A 17,013-nucleotide genomic window follows, 5' to 3' on the forward strand; every position below is an offset into this window, starting at 1 on the left:
TAAATATTAGGAAAAACGGGTAAATCAAAAAATAATGCCGATCTAAAGCAAAATTTAGATCGGCATTTCAATCAGCTAAACAACAACATCCCAGCAAATACGGCAAAACATAGCCCCGATAAATAATAAATCGCTTTTATTTTCGATTGAAACCAATGCAACGCCTTTTTTTGGCTCATCAGATGAATCAGCCATAAATTCCAAAATAATACGACACAGACCATCCATAAACTCACCAAGCATAATTGCCATGTTGTATAGGGTCGATAGATCACTAAAATGATTGTGCCGTAAAATAGAATATTTTTAGGATTTAAAACACTGGAGTGAATGCCATAAAACAATGATTTTAGTTTTTTAGGGACTTTCTGCTCACTACTACTTACTTGAGTATCATGAGTAAAATCAGCATGCCATGCATATGTAAAGCAGCGATAGGATAAATAGCTTAAATAAATTATCCCACCCCATTTCACCACATCTAAAATAGCATGATGAAGTTGCCCGAGCATAAACAGTGAAATAAACATAAAGCCGATCACCACGATATTACCGAAGACAATACCAAGACATACACATTTTGCCGCGTGTCGCCCTTCTCTAAATAATGTGGTTAAAATCAGAAAAAAATCAGGTCCGGGAGAAAGTAAAGCAATAAAATGTGTGACTGCAACAATTAAAAACAGTTCCATTAGCCGATTCCAAAAAATATTTAAATCAGCTTAGATATTTTTGGACCCGCTAATCTTGTAAAAAATTGCGCAATTATGCACTCAAAAATTGGGTCTGAAACTGTTTAGGTGTTATACCTGTATGGGATTTAAAGACATGGTGAAAATGGCTTTGATCGTTAAAGCCCAAGGCATGTGCAGTCTGAACGATTGTTTGACCCGACTTTAAAAGATGTCTGGCAGTATTTATTTTCTGATTAAGTTGGTAAGCATGTGGTGTAAGACCAAAATTATTTTTAAATAAGCGAATAATCGCATAACGGCTAATTCCCACCGCTTGACTTAATTCATCCAAAGAAAGAATGTGCTGACTTCGTTCAATTAAAGCAATCATTCTACTCAAATACTTTTGAAAATAATCGGATTGCTTTAAAAGATCCAACTCAAAATGTGACAGTAAAATTTCAGATAAGACTTCAACTAACTTTTGTTGCTTGAATGAAATGGATGAAGATGAATCAAACAATACCTGATTGAGTTGAGTGAACGACTGATAGGCATCTGAATGATGGATAATCTGAGGTTTTAATACCGGAACATGCTGAGGATAAAGTTGCTCAATATCCTCAACCAATTCTGAAAAGAGTTGAACAACCCAATGTGCATCCAAATGCATCATTTGATAGCTCCAAACCTCATTTTCCAGTGGGTTACAGGAGTGCTCAATTTCTGCAGGAATAATGACCAAGCTACCTGCTTGTATTTGTTGATCCTGAGCAAAGTAACTGCTAAATCGACTGATACCACAATCCACAGCACCAATTGAAAATGTCGGATGACTATGGGATTTATAACAAATTCGACTCTGACATGCCCTACGTGTTTCAACATAGGGCATTTGTGGATCACTCCAAAATTCAACAGTTGTATCTGAGTACATCATCTTAGCAATTTGACTGAGATACACATGTTTGATTATTCAGCCAAGGCTTTTTCAATGTCTTGCTCAATATCTTCAGGTTTGGTTGTAGGCGCGTAACGGTTGATCACTTCTCCTTTTTTGTTGATCAAGAATTTCGTAAAATTCCATTTAATGCCATTCCCCAAAATACCTTTACTGTTATTGGTTAAATAACGGAAAATCACATGTGCTTCTGGTCCTTTGACATTGACTTTGGCAAACATAGGAAATGAAACACCATAGTTACGCTGGCAGTAGCTGCCAATTTGTTCATTGGTACCCGGATCTTGTCCACCAAATTGATTGCAAGGAAAACCTAGAACTTCAAGTCCTTGATCTTTATATTTTTCATAAAGTTTTTCCAATCCTGCAAACTGTGGAGTGAAACCACATTTACTCGCAGTATTGACAATCAATAAAACTTTTCCTTGGTAATCTGAAAAAGATTTATTTTCACCCTCTAACAACTCAGCCTCGAACTGATAAATGTTGGTCATGGATACGTTTCCTCGTCGCCTTTTTCTTGTGATTTTAGTTCTAAAGAAGCGGAATTCACGCAATAGCGTAAGCCCGTCGGTTGTGGTCCATCTTCAAACACATGTCCCAAATGTGCGTCGCAATGATGGCATATAATTTCGACACGATCCATCCCATGAGAGTGATCATCTTGTTCTTCTATAACACTATTATTAATCGGTTTAAAAAAACTCGGCCATCCGCAACCACTGTCATATTTGGTGTCAGAGGTGAATAATTCTGTACCACAGCATCGACAAACATAGGTTCCATGCTGTTTAGTATTCCAATATTTACCTGTAAAAGGAGCCTCTGTGCCCTTTTGTCGGGTAATTTTAAATTCCTCTGGTGATAACTCTCTTTGCCATTCTCGGTCTGTTTTATTGAGTTTTCCCATCATTAAACTCCTTTAAATCTTTGACATTCAATGTCATGCTTCAGTACTTCCATATTTACGCTAGAGCTTGGAAAATTTCTAGCTAAATTTCAACATAGATTGTGATATTTCAGTAATCTATATTTTTAACTCAAAATAATTGGATAAGATTATGTCCGTTTTAGGTAACACAACCCCACGCGAAATCAAAAAATCGTCAAAGTTAGAGCATGTTTGCTACGACATTCGTGGACCAGTGTTACGAGCGGCCAATGAGATGGAAGAAGCCGGTCATAAAATTATTAAGCTCAATATTGGGAATCCCGCCCCGTTTGGCTTTGAAGCCCCTCAAGAAATTATCAATGATGTGGCTTTAAATTTACCGAATGCAGTCGGCTATACAGATTCCAAAGGTATTTTCCCGGCACGTAAGGCAATTTGTCAGTATTACCAGCAAAAAGGAATTTTGGATTTACATGTCAAAGATGTGTATATCGGAAATGGCGTATCTGAACTGATTGTTATGGCAATGCAAGGCTTATTGGATGATGGCGACGAAATGCTGGTTCCTATGCCTGATTATCCATTATGGACTGCTGCGGTAAATCTTTCGGGCGGTACTGCGATTCATTACAAGTGTGATGATCAAAACTATTGGTACCCAGACATTGCCGACATGGAAAGTAAAATCACACCAAATACTCGTGGTATTGTGGTCATTAACCCTAATAATCCAACAGGCTCGGTATATCCACGTCATGTTTTAGAACAGATTGTTGCGCTGGCTAAAAAATATGATCTGATTTTATTTGCAGACGAGATTTACGACAAAATCGTCTATGACGGTATCGAACACGTTTCTGTAGCTGCACTTGCAGGTAATCAGTTATGTATTTCTTTCAATGGTCTGTCTAAAGCATACCGTATCGCAGGTTACCGTTCAGGTTGGATGGCGATTACCGGTGATAAATCACGTGCTGCAGATTATATTGAAGGTTTAGACATGCTTGCGTCAATGCGTTTGTGTGCCAACCATCAAGCACAATATGCGATTCAAACAGCGTTAGGAGGTTATCAGTCGATTAATGACTTGATTCGTCCTGGTGGTCGTTTGTACGAACAGCGTAATATCGCATGGGAAATGTTGAACGACATTCCAGGGGTATCTTGTGTTAAACCTGAAGGCGCAATGTACTGCTTTCCTAAACTTGATCCAGAAATTTATCCTATCGAAGATGATGAAAAATTCATGTTAGATTTCTTAAAAGCTGAAAAAGTTTTATTGGTACAAGGCACAGGTTTTAACTGGCCTACGCCTGATCATTTCCGCGTAGTTTTCCTCCCAGCTGAAAATGAGCTTCGTGAAGCAATGAACCGTTTAAGCCGTTTCTTGGCGAAAATGCGTTAATTTTCACCGATCCCAAGCACACCGAAAGGCATTCATTTTTGAATGCCTTTTTTTACTTCTCAACCTTCAGTATGCGCTCAAACAACACTATTGACGGTATATTGCACAATATATTCATCGAATGCTGAAAAATCATCCTGATCGTGACTTTATCTCATTTTAAGAGTATGTAACTATAAATTTGAATGATTATTTAGAAACTTGCATTTTTAAATAAGTATGGGCAACACTCCAGTATTTATATAGATTTAAAACTGGCATAAAAAATGCTTAAGACCAGAACAAAGACTGAAAAGGAAGACTTATGAAAAAGACGGTTACTGCACTTGCGCTTGCAATTGGCATGATTTTGCCCTTTAGTAGCTATGCAAAAAACAATGTCGTTGTTGTTGCAACAGGTGGAACAATCGCTGGAGCAGGTGCAAGCTCGACCAACAGTGCAACCTATACTGCGGCAAAGGTTCCTGTGGACGATTTACTCAATGCTGTTCCACAGATCCAAAACCTTGCCAATGTGACTGGTGTACAAGCTTTGCAGGTCGCTTCTGAAAGTATAACCGACAAAGAGCTGTTAACTATTGCGCGTAAAGTCAATGAATTGGTTAAAAAACCTGATGTGAATGGTGTGGTCATTACACATGGTACAGATACATTAGAAGAAACAGCTTATTTTCTTAGTCTCACAGTTCATACTGATAAGCCGATTGTCGTGGTTGGCTCTATGCGCCCACCTTCAGCACTTTCTGCTGATGGACCTTTGAACCTTTATAGTGCTGTCGCATTGGCTGCTTCAGACACTGCCAAAGGAAAAGGCGTCTTTGTGCTGATGAATGATGATATTTTTGCAGCACGCGATGTCACTAAAGCCATCAATATCCATACTGATGCATTTGCAAGCCAATGGGGTGCTTTAGGAACACTGGTTGAAGGAAAGCCATATTGGTTTAGAAATGTTGCTAAGCGTTTTAACAATAGTTCTGAATTTAATATTGAAAATATTCAAGGTGATACACTCCCACTTGTACAGATCGTTTATGGTTCTGGCAATATGCTTCCAGATGCATATTTGGCTTATGCAAAAGCTGGCGCTAAAGCAATTATTCATGCGGGAACAGGAAATGGTTCTGTTGCGAATTATATTGTGCCGACATTGAATCAACTTCAACAACAAGGCGTACAAATCATTCGTTCGTCACGTGTTCCACAAGGCTTTATCTTGCGTAATGCTGAGCAACCAGATGATAAATACGGTTGGGTTGTAGCACATGATTTAAACCCACAAAAAGCCAAACTTCTAGCGGCATTAGCGCTCACAAAAACCAAAGATCCTAAAGAAATCCAGCGTATGTTCTGGGAATATTAATGCTTTAGGGTAAATACTTGCCACATATTGAACTGTATCGATAATATGTGGCATTTTTTATGATGGTCATTAAAAATAAATATTGAGCAAAAACCACAACATCATTTTGGTGCAAATAATGAAAATACAGCTGATAACACTCCTCATACTTTCAGGTTGTTGCCTTTCTAGCGCTTCTGCCAATGTCCCTTTTAAAAAAGTATCTGAGTGTGATAGTGATTATTTTAATGGCGATTATTGCGCTAAAGCCAATATCGCAAAATATAAAACAGCACTTAAAAACATGAAGGCTAATTTTGATAAAAAATATATCCTATTAAATACTGGAACTTCTGACTCATTAGAAATGATTGCATTAGATACCCAAACTGGTATTGCCTACCCACTCAATTATCAATTTACGGGCTGGGAAGATAACCAAGGCAATGTTAAAAAGAAACCATCCTATACATTTTCCTTAAATGATCCAAAATTATGTTTGATGGGCTCGCAGTTTGATGGTGATCATCCTGGTACGCATGAAACCTATAGCAATATTCGAAACTGTTTTAGCATCAAAAAAGAACGCTCATTTACATCTTTTGATTCTACCTATACCGACAAAGTTCAATATCAATATGATGATAAAAAAAAGACATGGATTCCTTATCCAGATTAATCCGCTCTGCTGAGTAATTTAACACGCGCTATACGTTGCTTTGTCCAATTCATACAATTCGCCAAGATCAAGTATTTCTATTATAAGTTCTTGGCTTTTTTGACTCAATAGCTCCACATTATATGTTCCTAATTAAGCGTTAGTTTTGATTAGTTTGGTTTTTATCATCTTTTTATATTTTCTTTGTTCATTTTTGATTTTGTTGTCGTTTTAAATTGTCAGACAAAATAAATCGGTGATGTCCTGTAAAGCATAGAACTTGTCCTAAACTCCAATTCTGAGCCTTTGTTATTCCTCCTAGGATAAAAATGACAGAATTTTAGTGAAATACAATGAACAAAATACTCCCTAAATTTTCATTTTTGAGCAAGTTTTCTGGAAGGAGTTTACTTTTAGGACAAGCTTTGCTTGATCAAGCTGTTAAATATTCAACTTTGCCATTTTCAGCTGCCGACATCATTCACCCACGAGTGGATGATAAATTTTATTCGTGGACGCATTATGGAATTTTCTTTCCACTATTGCCTGAACCACATCGCTACTTAAATATTATGATTTTTATTGGTACTCCAGGTGTCTTGGCTTTTGATCATGACGCAATTACCCACGGAGATCCTCGACAATCTGCTACATTCTTTTCCAGTACCGCAGCCTTAGAAGATCATTTACTCAAAGCCTATATGATTCCACAAGAAACGCATATTTCGGATTCAGATCATCTGATAACGTTAGGTGAAGAAGTCTCAATTTCTGGTCAATTGCCTTACATTCATTTGAAAGGACATTATTGTGGATTAGATTTTGAATTTGATTTAAATGTTTCAGATCATGCATCATGGTTTGTAAAATCACCGATTTATGATCATTTTAGTCTGTTAAGTCACTTTAAAGGAAAATTAGAATATCAAGGTGAATATACGCTTACTGAAGGCTTATGTACGTATGAATATGCACGTGCAGTTGGTCCTTATAACCTTTCAAAGACATTACTTGAGGAGCACAATAAAATTCCTTTAACATTCTTTACCTACCAAATCATTAATTTGGATAGTGCAACGCAATTATTGTTGACCAAAGTTGATGTGCTTGGAAAACCTGCTGCGTACACCTTACATATACGACATACTGATCGTCCTGCGGAAGTCCATACACAAGTAGAATTTAAAGTAATCGCACATGACGTTGATGATTATGTTGCACCAGACGGACATAAGATGCGTTTACCACGTTTATTTAGTTGGACAGTTCATAATGATACCGATGAACTTATATTAGATATTACCGCTGAAATTGATAGCCCTTATCGCTATGGGCATGGTCGTGGTTATGCCAGTGCCTATAATTTTGCAGGGCAATATTTAGAAACTGCTGTTGAAGGACGTGGCTATATTGAATATGTTGATATGGTCGACCAAAACAGTTTTAATGATTGATTTTATTAACTTTATATAACCTGAGTTCGATAAAAATCCTTGATGAAAGATGATACAGTCAAACTGCCTGATTATTCATATAAGTGATTTAGATGATTCATTTATTTTGTACTTTTTGAATCATTGATGTTGTTGCTATCGTGGGGCGACATGGATGTCGCCATGTTGAGCGGGGGTAAAGGATGTACCCCTCGCTCAACGAAAGATTTTTGTCACTTTTCATCTCTGAAAAGTGAGGTATCGCCTACGCAAAAGAATTTAAACTTTAGAAGTAAAGCATGGCAGTGCAAGCTTTAGATCATCAAACAATCTATTGATCGCTTTCATTTTATTGATCAAGAGAAATGAAACGCTATTGATGGTTGCGCTTACGGATCTCCGCTCCTCATCCTCAAATTGGATGAAAATCCAGCAAATATCTGCATGGATTTATTATTTTTCAATGAGTTGAATATTTAATTGCATCGAACTCACGTTATATATTAAGTCTCAATGCTCAAAACAACAGCAATATTGTCACCATAAAAAAGAGGCTTCAGCCTCTTTTCATTAGATCAAATCATTCAATTTAATTAAGCAGGTTGTGTTAATTCTGTCATTGGCCACCGCGGCGTTGTGGTCACAGCTAATCCATCCTGCTGCCCCGCTTTTAGACGCTGATAACCAGCAAATGCAATCATGGCACCATTATCGGTACATAAAGCAGGTTCAGCATAATAAACTGTTGCTTTAATTTTAGCTAAGTCTAACTCTAAACGTTCTCTTAATCGTTTATTTGCACTTACGCCACCCGCGATCACTAAACTTTTTAGACCCGTTTGTTTTAGTGCTTTTACTGATTTCTTTACTAAAGTATCCACCAAAGCTTCTTGGAATGAAGCTGCAATGTCAGCATGATAGTTTTCAGTATTGGCATGTTCAGTGTCAAGTTTTTTCAGTTGTACTGAAACCGCAGTTTTTAAACCACTAAATGAAAAATCCAAGCCTTGATGCAACATAGGGCGTGGAAATTCAAATGCCTCTTTACTGCCTTGTTCAGCTAATTTTGAAATATTTGGTCCGCCGGGATAAGGTAATTTCAACATTTTCGCAACTTTATCAAATGCCTCACCTGCAGCGTCGTCAATCGACTCACCTAGAATTTCATACTGACCTATTCCATGCGCAGCCATCAATTGGGTGTGTCCACCTGAGACCAATAAAGCAACAAATGGAAATTTTGGAGGAGTTTCTGATAATAATGGTGCCAACATATGCCCTTCCATATGATGCACACCAATCGCTGGTTTATTTAAAGCAAAAGCCAAAGTTCGACCAAACAAAGCGCCTGTCATCAATGCACCCATTAAGCCTGGTCCACGTGTATATGCTACTGCATCAATTTCAGACTTCTTAATACCACTCTGCTCAAGCAATTGATTAATCAAAGGAATTAGCTTTCTCACATGATCTCGTGAGGCTAACTCTGGAACCACACCACCATACTCTGCATGCAATTTAATTTGACTATATAGCACTTGTCCTCTTAAGCCGACTTCACTGTCATAAAGTGCCAAACCTGTTTCATCACACGAAGTTTCTAAGCCAAGAACGATCATTAAATTGCCTTTTACCTATTTCAAAATATTGCCAAAGCTATTATAGACTTGTGATATGAGATGTAAATGAGTAAAATACTGACCTTCACTTGTGATCTAGGGTAATTCGACCCTGATCTTATCCATAACTTAATGAGGATTCTTCATGCCACAAGTTAAATTGAAAGAAGGCGAACCAGTTGACGTAGCTATTCGTCGTTTCAAACGTTCATGCGAAAAAGCGGGTGTTTTAGCTGACGTTCGTAAACGTGAATTCTACGAGAAACCAACTCAAGAACGTAAACGTAAAAAAGCTGCTGCTGTTAAACGCTACCAAAAGAAATTGGCGCGTGAATCAGTACGTACAACTCGCCTTTACTAAGATTAATTTGTGATTGATTGACTCAACCTGGACAACATAATGACGACTTTAAAAAACCAAATAACTGATGTTTTGAAAGCAACAATGCGTGCTAAAGAAATGGATAAGTTAACGGTAATACGTGGTCTACAGGCAGCAATCAAGCAAATCGAAGTCGATGAGCGCATAGAGCTTGACGATAATCAAGTTCTTGCGGTCATTGAAAAGCAAATCAAACAACGTAAAGAATCGGTCAAAGCCTTTGAAGGCGCAGGCCGTGAAGATTTAGCTAGTAAAGAACAAGCCGAAATTGAAGTTTTATCTCAATTTCTACCTGAAGCTATGTCAGAGGACGAGCTTGATTCTCTCATTGCGCAAACAATTGAAGCGCAAGGTGCAACTAGCATGAAAGATATGGGTAAGGTGATGAATTCTCTACGTCCGATCATAGCCGGACGTGCCGATCCTGCACAAGTTTCTGCCAAAATTAAAGCAAAACTTGGCTAAGCCCCAGTCATTAATCTACATTTCTGTTTGATTTGGTCTATTTAATCCATTTATTTTGCAATGAAATAATACACAGTTAAATAGTCCAAATAATCATATCAAAAAGCATTTCAATTCTACATTTAATCTGATAATGGCGAATGTCTCTCAAACCACCATCAACTGAATCTTTACAGATTGATATTCAAGACTTTCAGTAAAAAACCGTCCTTTTCACACAACTTTCGTACCAGTAAGTTTTCAACATTAGCGTTTAAAACAACAAAGTTCCATTTAGAAAATAAGGTATGGATAAATAACTTTGGTGCTTGAGTTATATCGCCTTTTTGCTTGAATTTTGCATTTCCCCAAAAACCAATCGATACAGTATTGAGCTGCCCATCAATATTATGATTATCCATAACACCTTAAAACTCATTTGAAGCATTTAAACAAATAATAAATACAAAGTTTTCTTGGTTTTACAATGCGATCAAGCGTGATTGACAAAAAGCCTTTAACACCTACAAATTTGGTTCATCCAATGCCTATGCAAGGTTTTCAAGAAACTCCTCAACACAGTTAGCATATCTTGTATTGTAGAAAATAAACCATGTGCATCAGAGGGTTGAATAATTTTTAGAGCATGTTTGATTATTTTCAATTTTAAATTGCATCATATCTATAACTCAATGTTTCCTAGATACCCTCTGATCAAAACAAAGACTATTTCAAATCACATTGAATATTATATTTATGAAGTAACTGCATTTCAGGAGAAGACATTACTTTATCAATCACATTTTGCTTAGTCATCGACTGAACTGTCAAAGGTAAATACTGGCGACTTTCATCAGTTGTTTTATATATATCATTCACATATTTCTGCACAATTGAACAAAACTGTGCTTTTTGTTGTTCATTAAATTGAGTCAATTTAGGGTCTAAACTACGCAAAAAAAACTTCATATCAGCATTATATTGAGCAGAAATACGCTCTACTTCACGAACATATTGTTCTGGCACCGCAGCAGATAAACTATGTGTAAATAGTAAAACGCTTAAAAAAATTAGAATTTTCTTCATGTGAATCAAATACTTTATTATACATTCTCAGTCTCTTAAGATTAACCTGTTCATAGCAGAATAGAAAGTAAATTTTCTTTAATCTGTTTATTTAAAACAAAGAATACGATTAAATTTTCATTTTTCGTTCGTCTTGCATTACTTTAAGCCTTGTTTCGATTCGCGCACTCATTGCATTATTTTCTTTAGCAAGACGCTTGGCATGTAAAAGTGATTTAATGGCATTTTCTTCATCACCTGTCCAATACTGAGCTTCCGCTCTATTTCTTAGAACATTTACAGTACGCATCGGATTTTGTTTGTCTAAATTCGCTGCCTGTTGCAACAATTGCCAACCAATAATATCTTTATTATTTTTACTGACAAATCGATTAACCAATTGTTCAGCTTCTTTCGGCTTATTTTGTCTTAAATACACTTCAGCCAATTTATAGCTTAATGCCCGATTTTCAGGCGTAATGCGCTGTTTTGTGATAATGGTTTGGTAAGCATCATCGATTTTGTTTCTACCCAAATAAATATTGGTTTGAATTAGGCTTACCAAAGTATGGTCTGGATTGATTTGTTTAGCCAAATTAAGCTGAGATTGAGCATTGTCATAATCACCTTGGAGTAAATAAAACTCACTTAATGCCAACAAACCGGGAAAATTATTTTTTCGCGCAAAAGCCATTAACTGACGATCATTGGCTTGCCCTGAAACCACCAAAGTATACCATTTGATGATATCAAATTCTTGCTGTGAGCTATGTGTAGTGACTTTTGGAAATTGATTTGCTCTTAACCTCGCCTCACTCATCCGCTCTGTTGTTAGCGGGTGCGTAAGCCAAAAATCAGGTAAAAAACTAAGCTGACTGGTTGCTCGATGCATAATTTCAAAGAAGTCAGCCATACTTTCTGGATCATAACCCGCACCATACATAAATTGCATACCGATACGATCAGCTTCGCGCTCTTGGTTACGGCTATAACTCAGTTGTTTGTCCATGAGTGCAGCTTGTGTACCCATCATCACAGCACCGCCAACATCACCATCTGCCTTGGAAGCCAATGCAGCACCGACAATAATACCTGCGAGTGCCAATAAGCCTTGCCCTTTAAATGCTTCTTGCGAGCGACTGTAATGACGCTGGGTAACATGGGCGATTTCATGCCCCATCACACTGGCAACTTCATCGATATTGTTTGATGCTGTGACCATCCCTGTATTGAGCGCAAATAAACCACCCGGAACAGCAAAAGCATTAATTTGTGAATCCTTGATGAGCACCAAGCCGACAGGTTGTCCAAGTTGGGTCTGGCTTAGGATTCTGGAGAAAACCATCATAAACTGGTCTTCTAACCATGGGTCATGGAGTACAGGCATCTGCTGTTGAACTTGACGATAGACTTTTTCACCAATGGTTTTTTCTTTTTGTTGATCAATAAACCCTACCCCACCACCAATTTCAGGAACATCAAATTGCCCCCCATTTTGATGCTGGGTAAATGTCGCTGCTGAGCTGATTGAAATGCTCAAACATAAACATAAGCTGAGTAAGGTCTTGTTCAATAGATCGGCTCAATAATCTTTGTGTTTTCAATATAACATTGAATTTAGAACAAATTTGCAATGAAGTGTTATATTGTTTTAACTTTACTTTACATCTTAATTAAAGTCTTGATTCACCAAATATCTTGGCATATGACCTGCTAACGCATCAATCAAATTTTGATAAGCCAATTCCGCCATTTTTTTACGGGTTTCTGCAGTTGCTGAACCAATATGTGGTAATGTCACCACATTTTCAAGCTGAAATAGTGGTGATTCAGCCAAAGGTTCTTTTTGATAAACATCCAATCCTGCAGCAAAAATCTGTTGATTGGTCAAAGCGTCGATCAGTGCTTGTTCATCAACCACAGAGCCACGAGAAATATTGATAAATATCGCATGCTTCTGCATAAGTTTTAGTTCAGCTGCACCGATTAGCGCTTGAGATTGCTGATTTAAATCCACTGCAGTCACTACAAAATCAGATTGCTCAAGTAAATCTTCAAGACTTTTGTACTGTGCATTGAACTGCTGAGCGACTTCTATTTTCTCACGGCGGTTATGATATAAAATATTCATATTAAAACCGTAAAAACCTCGACGGGCAATGGCGGCACCAATATGACCTAAGCCAATGATCCCTAGAGTCTTACCAAAAATGTCTTTACCAAATTGAGCTGGACTGATGGTACGTTTCCATTCACCTTGCTTGGTCCACTGGTCTAAACTTGGGACCTTTCGTGCTGCGCTCATTAATAATGTGAAAGCTAAATCTGCGGTTGTTTCTGTCAGTACATGAGGGGTATTTGCCAGCCATATTTTCTTTTGATTTAAGTAGGCAAGATCATAATTATCATAACCGACACTGACAGAAGATATAATTTTTAACTGCTGTGCCGTTGCTAAATTTGTTTCGTTCAGTAGACGACCTGCACCAATCATTGCATCAGCATCAACCACTTCAGTACGAATCTGTTGATTAATATCACCTTGTTTCGGATCTAAAACCACCACCTTAAATTGATGATTTAAACGTGACAGAATTTCTGAATCGATTTGGCTAAAAACAACAACTTTTTGTTTCATTTAGATCAAACTCCCTTCCAACACAATCATTCAATAAGTTTTCGATATTTATTTTTGCATCATTTGCCATAATCTACGCTTTAGCAGTGGTTCTTTCAGCATTTCATCTAAACTCGGCAACTCCAAAATATCCTGTTGCACAAGATGAGTGATTTGCCCAAGACTAATTACCTTACGTTCTACGCTCAATGCATCAATAAAACCTTGAATATAAAGGTTAGCTCCTCGACCATCTTGATACTGTGGCAAGGGAAACGGCCATTTCAATTCATGAGTATGTCCGTTGACTGCACGTTGAATATTGCTCCATAAAGTCAATTGTTCAGCATTCAAGTCAGTTGTTTCAACCAATAATAGGCAATGTTCAATCGCATAGGCTTGAATTTCAAATGCAGACAACTCTAGTGCGGATTCTGTCCCAAAATGGGTATGTTGCTGAATATGTTTTGATGTTGAAACTTCTTCAGTCAGCTGTGTTTCTGGATTACGTTCAAGTAATGTGACTTCGGAAACTTGAGTCTTTTCAGCTGTTATATTCGATGTCTTTTGAGTGCGCTCAGCATCGATTTGCGTAGATAAATTTTTAGGCTCAAACGATTGATGTATTACAGGATGTGATTGTTCAATATCTCGATATAAAGCACTTTGATAATGGCGTGTTTGTACATCGACCTTATTAATCCACAGGTCTACTCCCATCGTAGCCAAAATGCTACGTTGATGTTCCGATACAATCACATTCATTACAGATTCAATATTTTCCATACAGGCTATATTCTAGCGATGTTTGTTTTTTTTGTCGCAACAATCGACACAAAATAGCGGATAAATTAGACTTCAAGAACAGAAACACTACACGTCCAGCTAAAACACTCAATCACACCCATCCACTACAGTGAAGTGACGAGAATGCCGTATTTTGCTGTCAGGTACATCCCTTGACGGATGATGTCAGTGCCATTGGCGTGATGAACTTTTAGCTCCTGAGTAACAACATCAAATTGAAAAGCATCATAACAATCTTGATGCTGACAAAGCCAATATAAGGTATCTGCAAGATGCTCATCAACAATATAGCTTTCAGCCAAGAAATCTTTAGACATAATCAAATTGAAAGTAGGGAGTTGATCCTATTGTAACGCATATAACATAAATATAATCAATGGAGGAAATCAGAGACAGCGCATCTTTGCACGTGACAAAAAAATGTATGAATTGTTGGTACTATCGTTACACTTATTTTTTAATATCACCATACTGATTCCATAAAATCATCATATGGTGATATTTTGCTAAAGTTTAAAGAAAACTAATGATGAGCACCGCATTTACGACACTCTTTAACCACAATATTATGACCAATTTCATATTCAAAACTGTGGATACACAATAATTTTCTGATTTTTTGCAACATCATCAAACTCCTTTTAGAAATCTCACATCATTTAAAGTTTCATCCTGAAACATCACTATCTTAGAAAGACATGTGATATGTTTATCATATTTAAAAGTCTATGCGTAATAATTTTTTATTCGCCTTTAGTCGAAGACCATTATTTTTCTGTTTAAATTTTCAAATCATGATAATTTATCTAAATCATTGTTTTATATTGCTTTAAAAAATAAAAAATAGTTTAAAAAAAGATGATTTTTAAGCTTGATTTAATCTGACTTTTATATAGGATGAAATCATAGCTTCTTCTATTTGTCTTTACTTTTAATTTAGAAAGCTTTTGAGAAAATCAAAATTTAAGCCGATCAACAAGACTATAAAGGAATTTTTCATGCAAGGACGTATGATGCAACAACCATTGTTAATCAGCAGCTTGATCGAACATGCTGCACGTTATCATGGTGATACCGCAATAATTTCTAAAAATACCGATGGCACAATCACAAAAACAGATTGGACCCATGTCACTGAAAACGCAAAACGATTTGCCAATGCACTTAAAAATCTTGGGCTTCATTCAGGAGATCGAGTGGCGACAATTGCATGGAACAATCATCGCCATCTAGAATCATGGTACGCAATTTCAGGCAGCGGATTAGTCTGCCATACCATTAATCCTCGACTTTTTCCTGAACAACTGATATTTATTATCAATGATGCCCAAGATAAAGTGGTGTTATTTGATAAAACCTTTCTTCCCCTTATAAAAGCTGTTAAAGCACACACACCAAATGTTGAACACTTTGTTTATCTTGGTGCTTTTGATCAAGATGTAGCAGATGCGCTTCCTGATGCTAAATTTTATGATGTACTCATCGCGGAAAATGCGGGAGATTATGAATGGCCAAACTTGGAGGAAAATACTGCAAGTTCATTATGCTATACCTCTGGTACGACAGGTAATCCTAAAGGTGCGTTGTATAGCCATCGTTCAACGATTTTGCATACTTATGCAATCTCGCTACCTGATTCTTTGAATTTATCAGCCAAAGACATTATGTTACCTGTCGTACCGATGTTCCATGTCAATGCTTGGGGAACACCGTATGCAGCAGCAATGGTCGGTTGTACCTTGATTTTGCCGGGTCCTGGTTTAGATGGTGCAAGTTTGGTCCAGATGATAGATGATTATAAAGTGAGCATTGCATTGGGTGTGCCTACCATTTGGCAAGGTTTACTTGCTGCTGCAAAACAATCAGGAAGCACACTAGAAAGCCTTAAACGAAATGTTGTAGGCGGTTCAGCATGTCCTCCTGCCATGATGAAAGCTTTTAGAGATAATTATCAGTGTGAAACAATTCATGCCTGGGGAATGACAGAAATGAGCCCTCTTGGCACTGGCAATCAGCTCAAAGCCAAACACCAAAATCTAAGTGCTGAAGAGCAATTTAAAATCCGCTTGTCTCAAGGTCGCCCACCTTTTGGTGTAGATTTACGGATTACCAATGAGGAAAATGGTACGCATGAAGTTGCTCGTGATGGGCATACGACGGGCAACTTGCAAGTGAAGGGACATTGGATCATTGAATCTTATTATGGAAAATCCGAAAACGCATTGAGTGCAGATGGCTGGTTCGACACAGGAGATATTGCGACAATCAATGAGGATGGCTATCTCATCTTGAGTGACCGCGCCAAAGACTTAATCAAATCTGGAGGTGAATGGATTTCTTCGGTTGAACTTGAAAATATTGCCATGAACCATCCTGAGATTGCGATGGCTGCGGTAATTGCTGCCAATCACCCAAAATGGGATGAGCGTCCAGTAGTGATTGCGATCAAACATCAAGGCGCACAAATCTCAGAGCAAGATTTGCTTGATTATTACTCAGATAAAATCGCCAAATGGCAAATCCCAGACAAAGTGGTATTCGTAGAATCTATTCCATTAACTGGCACGGGTAAAATGTTGAAACGTGATTTACGTGAACAATATGGCGATGTGTTATTAACAGATTAACTGAAACATCATGCTGATTTAAAGCATTAACTCAACTTAAAGCAGCCCATCATCAGATGGGCTGTTTATTTTTATCGAAATTTTGAA

The 17,013-nt window shown here is 37.4% G+C and carries 18 protein-coding genes; 7 read left to right on the plus strand and 11 right to left on the minus strand.

Going from position 1 to position 17,013, the window contains the following annotated elements:
* Positions 1-71 precede the first annotated feature (71 nt).
* From F938_RS03285 to msrB, 4 genes are all read right to left on the minus strand, one after another.
* Complete coding sequence (locus F938_RS03285; RefSeq protein WP_005029388.1) at positions 72-692, minus strand: LysE family translocator; 621 nt, start codon at positions 690-692, stop codon at positions 72-74.
* Between the two features lie 73 nt (positions 693-765).
* Entirely contained in the window at positions 766-1,611 is an 846-nt protein-coding gene (locus F938_RS03290; RefSeq protein WP_180644534.1) for an AraC family transcriptional regulator, read from the minus strand.
* Positions 1,612-1,646: 35 nt separating this feature from the next.
* Positions 1,647-2,129, minus strand: coding sequence for a glutathione peroxidase (locus tag F938_RS03295; protein ID WP_004831079.1), 483 nt, complete (start codon positions 2,127-2,129; stop codon positions 1,647-1,649).
* Positions 2,126-2,545: a peptide-methionine (R)-S-oxide reductase MsrB gene (gene msrB / locus F938_RS03300; RefSeq protein WP_004831080.1), complete on the minus strand. Its 420-nt coding sequence runs from the start codon at positions 2,543-2,545 to the stop codon at positions 2,126-2,128. Before msrB ends, F938_RS03295 begins: the two co-directional genes overlap by 4 nt.
* 151 nt (positions 2,546-2,696) lie before the next feature.
* Here msrB and F938_RS03305 point away from each other — a divergent pair, with 151 nt between their 5' ends.
* The 4 genes from F938_RS03305 (at position 2,697) to F938_RS03320 (ending at position 7,386) form a co-directional block, all read left to right on the plus strand.
* Positions 2,697-3,932 carry a pyridoxal phosphate-dependent aminotransferase gene (locus tag F938_RS03305; protein ID WP_004831081.1) on the plus strand — a complete coding sequence of 412 codons (1,236 nt, stop codon included), beginning with the start codon at positions 2,697-2,699 and terminating at the stop codon, positions 3,930-3,932.
* A 304-nt stretch (positions 3,933-4,236) separates the two neighbouring features.
* Positions 4,237-5,295, plus strand: a complete 1,059-nt coding sequence (locus tag F938_RS03310) for an asparaginase (protein ID WP_005029392.1) — start codon at positions 4,237-4,239, stop codon at positions 5,293-5,295.
* A gap of 118 nt (positions 5,296-5,413) precedes the next feature.
* Positions 5,414-5,953, plus strand: a complete 540-nt coding sequence (locus tag F938_RS03315) for a hypothetical protein (protein ID WP_005029394.1) — start codon at positions 5,414-5,416, stop codon at positions 5,951-5,953.
* Positions 5,954-6,285: 332 nt separating this feature from the next.
* On the plus strand, positions 6,286-7,386 hold the full coding sequence (locus tag F938_RS03320) for a DUF6670 family protein (RefSeq protein ID WP_005029396.1): 1,101 nt from the start codon (positions 6,286-6,288) through the stop codon (positions 7,384-7,386).
* 572 nt (positions 7,387-7,958) lie between these two features.
* Here F938_RS03320 and tsaD read toward each other — a convergent pair.
* Entirely contained in the window at positions 7,959-8,984 is a 1,026-nt protein-coding gene (tsaD, locus tag F938_RS03325; RefSeq protein WP_005029398.1) for a tRNA (adenosine(37)-N6)-threonylcarbamoyltransferase complex transferase subunit TsaD, read from the minus strand.
* 145 nt (positions 8,985-9,129) lie between these two features.
* Between tsaD and rpsU the strand changes: the two genes are divergently transcribed.
* Together rpsU and F938_RS03335 are read left to right on the plus strand one after the other, a co-directional pair.
* On the plus strand, positions 9,130-9,345 hold the full coding sequence (rpsU, locus tag F938_RS03330; RefSeq protein WP_001136722.1) for a 30S ribosomal protein S21: 216 nt from the start codon (positions 9,130-9,132) through the stop codon (positions 9,343-9,345).
* A gap of 39 nt (positions 9,346-9,384) precedes the next feature.
* Positions 9,385-9,831, plus strand: a complete 447-nt coding sequence (locus F938_RS03335) for a GatB/YqeY domain-containing protein (RefSeq protein ID WP_004831087.1) — start codon at positions 9,385-9,387, stop codon at positions 9,829-9,831.
* Positions 9,832-10,001: 170 nt separating this feature from the next.
* Here F938_RS03335 and F938_RS03340 read toward each other — a convergent pair whose 3' ends face one another.
* The 6 genes from F938_RS03340 to F938_RS03365 all read right to left on the minus strand — a co-directional run bounded on the left by F938_RS03340 (position 10,002) and on the right by F938_RS03365 (position 14,616).
* Entirely contained in the window at positions 10,002-10,232 is a 231-nt protein-coding gene (locus F938_RS03340; RefSeq protein ID WP_004831088.1) for a hypothetical protein, read from the minus strand.
* Between the two features lie 304 nt (positions 10,233-10,536).
* On the minus strand, positions 10,537-10,896 hold the full coding sequence (locus F938_RS03345) for a hypothetical protein (protein ID WP_004831089.1): 360 nt from the start codon (positions 10,894-10,896) through the stop codon (positions 10,537-10,539).
* 109 nt (positions 10,897-11,005) lie between these two features.
* The gene (locus F938_RS03350) at positions 11,006-12,448 is read right to left on the minus strand and encodes a M48 family metalloprotease (protein ID WP_004831090.1); all 1,443 of its coding nucleotides are present in this window, start codon (positions 12,446-12,448) and stop codon (positions 11,006-11,008) included.
* A 96-nt stretch (positions 12,449-12,544) separates the two neighbouring features.
* The gene (locus F938_RS03355) at positions 12,545-13,513 is read right to left on the minus strand and encodes a 2-hydroxyacid dehydrogenase (protein WP_005029402.1); all 969 of its coding nucleotides are present in this window, start codon (positions 13,511-13,513) and stop codon (positions 12,545-12,547) included.
* 48 nt (positions 13,514-13,561) lie between these two features.
* Positions 13,562-14,278 (minus strand): hypothetical protein, encoded by a 717-nt coding sequence (locus F938_RS03360; RefSeq protein ID WP_005029404.1) that lies wholly within the window; start codon positions 14,276-14,278, stop codon positions 13,562-13,564.
* A 125-nt stretch (positions 14,279-14,403) separates the two neighbouring features.
* On the minus strand, positions 14,404-14,616 hold the full coding sequence (locus F938_RS03365) for a hypothetical protein (protein WP_004831094.1): 213 nt from the start codon (positions 14,614-14,616) through the stop codon (positions 14,404-14,406).
* A gap of 681 nt (positions 14,617-15,297) precedes the next feature.
* On the opposite strand from F938_RS03365, the gene F938_RS03370 reads away from it, so the two are divergent.
* On the plus strand, positions 15,298-16,926 hold the full coding sequence (locus tag F938_RS03370) for a long-chain-fatty-acid--CoA ligase (protein ID WP_005029408.1): 1,629 nt from the start codon (positions 15,298-15,300) through the stop codon (positions 16,924-16,926).
* Positions 16,927-17,013 lie beyond the last annotated feature (87 nt).

The organism is Acinetobacter bereziniae LMG 1003 = CIP 70.12, from assembly GCF_000368925.1.
Lineage (GTDB): Bacteria > Pseudomonadota > Gammaproteobacteria > Pseudomonadales > Moraxellaceae > Acinetobacter > Acinetobacter bereziniae.

Bases quoted from the DNA above. Each gene is read 5' to 3' on its own strand.
- F938_RS03370 (WP_005029408.1), top strand. From the start codon at position 15,298: ATGCAAGGACGTATGATGCAACAACCATTGTTAATCAGCAGCTTGATC.
- F938_RS03335 (WP_004831087.1), top strand. From the start codon at position 9,385: ATGACGACTTTAAAAAACCAAATAACTGATGTTTTGAAAGCAACAATG.
- F938_RS03310 (WP_005029392.1), top strand. From the start codon at position 4,237: ATGAAAAAGACGGTTACTGCACTTGCGCTTGCAATTGGCATGATTTTG.
- F938_RS03340 (WP_004831088.1), bottom strand. From the start codon at position 10,232: ATGGATAATCATAATATTGATGGGCAGCTCAATACTGTATCGATTGGT.
- F938_RS03320 (WP_005029396.1), top strand. From the start codon at position 6,286: ATGAACAAAATACTCCCTAAATTTTCATTTTTGAGCAAGTTTTCTGGA.
- F938_RS03365 (WP_004831094.1), bottom strand. From the start codon at position 14,616: ATGTCTAAAGATTTCTTGGCTGAAAGCTATATTGTTGATGAGCATCTT.
- F938_RS03290 (WP_180644534.1), bottom strand. From the start codon at position 1,611: ATGTACTCAGATACAACTGTTGAATTTTGGAGTGATCCACAAATGCCC.
- F938_RS03285 (WP_005029388.1), bottom strand. From the start codon at position 692: ATGGAACTGTTTTTAATTGTTGCAGTCACACATTTTATTGCTTTACTT.
- F938_RS03345 (WP_004831089.1), bottom strand. From the start codon at position 10,896: ATGAAGAAAATTCTAATTTTTTTAAGCGTTTTACTATTTACACATAGT.
- F938_RS03295 (WP_004831079.1), bottom strand. From the start codon at position 2,129: ATGACCAACATTTATCAGTTCGAGGCTGAGTTGTTAGAGGGTGAAAAT.
- F938_RS03305 (WP_004831081.1), top strand. From the start codon at position 2,697: ATGTCCGTTTTAGGTAACACAACCCCACGCGAAATCAAAAAATCGTCA.
- tsaD (WP_005029398.1), bottom strand. From the start codon at position 8,984: ATGATCGTTCTTGGCTTAGAAACTTCGTGTGATGAAACAGGTTTGGCA.
- F938_RS03315 (WP_005029394.1), top strand. From the start codon at position 5,414: ATGAAAATACAGCTGATAACACTCCTCATACTTTCAGGTTGTTGCCTT.
- msrB (WP_004831080.1), bottom strand. From the start codon at position 2,545: ATGGGAAAACTCAATAAAACAGACCGAGAATGGCAAAGAGAGTTATCA.
- F938_RS03355 (WP_005029402.1), bottom strand. From the start codon at position 13,513: ATGAAACAAAAAGTTGTTGTTTTTAGCCAAATCGATTCAGAAATTCTG.
- F938_RS03360 (WP_005029404.1), bottom strand. From the start codon at position 14,278: ATGGAAAATATTGAATCTGTAATGAATGTGATTGTATCGGAACATCAA.
- rpsU (WP_001136722.1), top strand. From the start codon at position 9,130: ATGCCACAAGTTAAATTGAAAGAAGGCGAACCAGTTGACGTAGCTATT.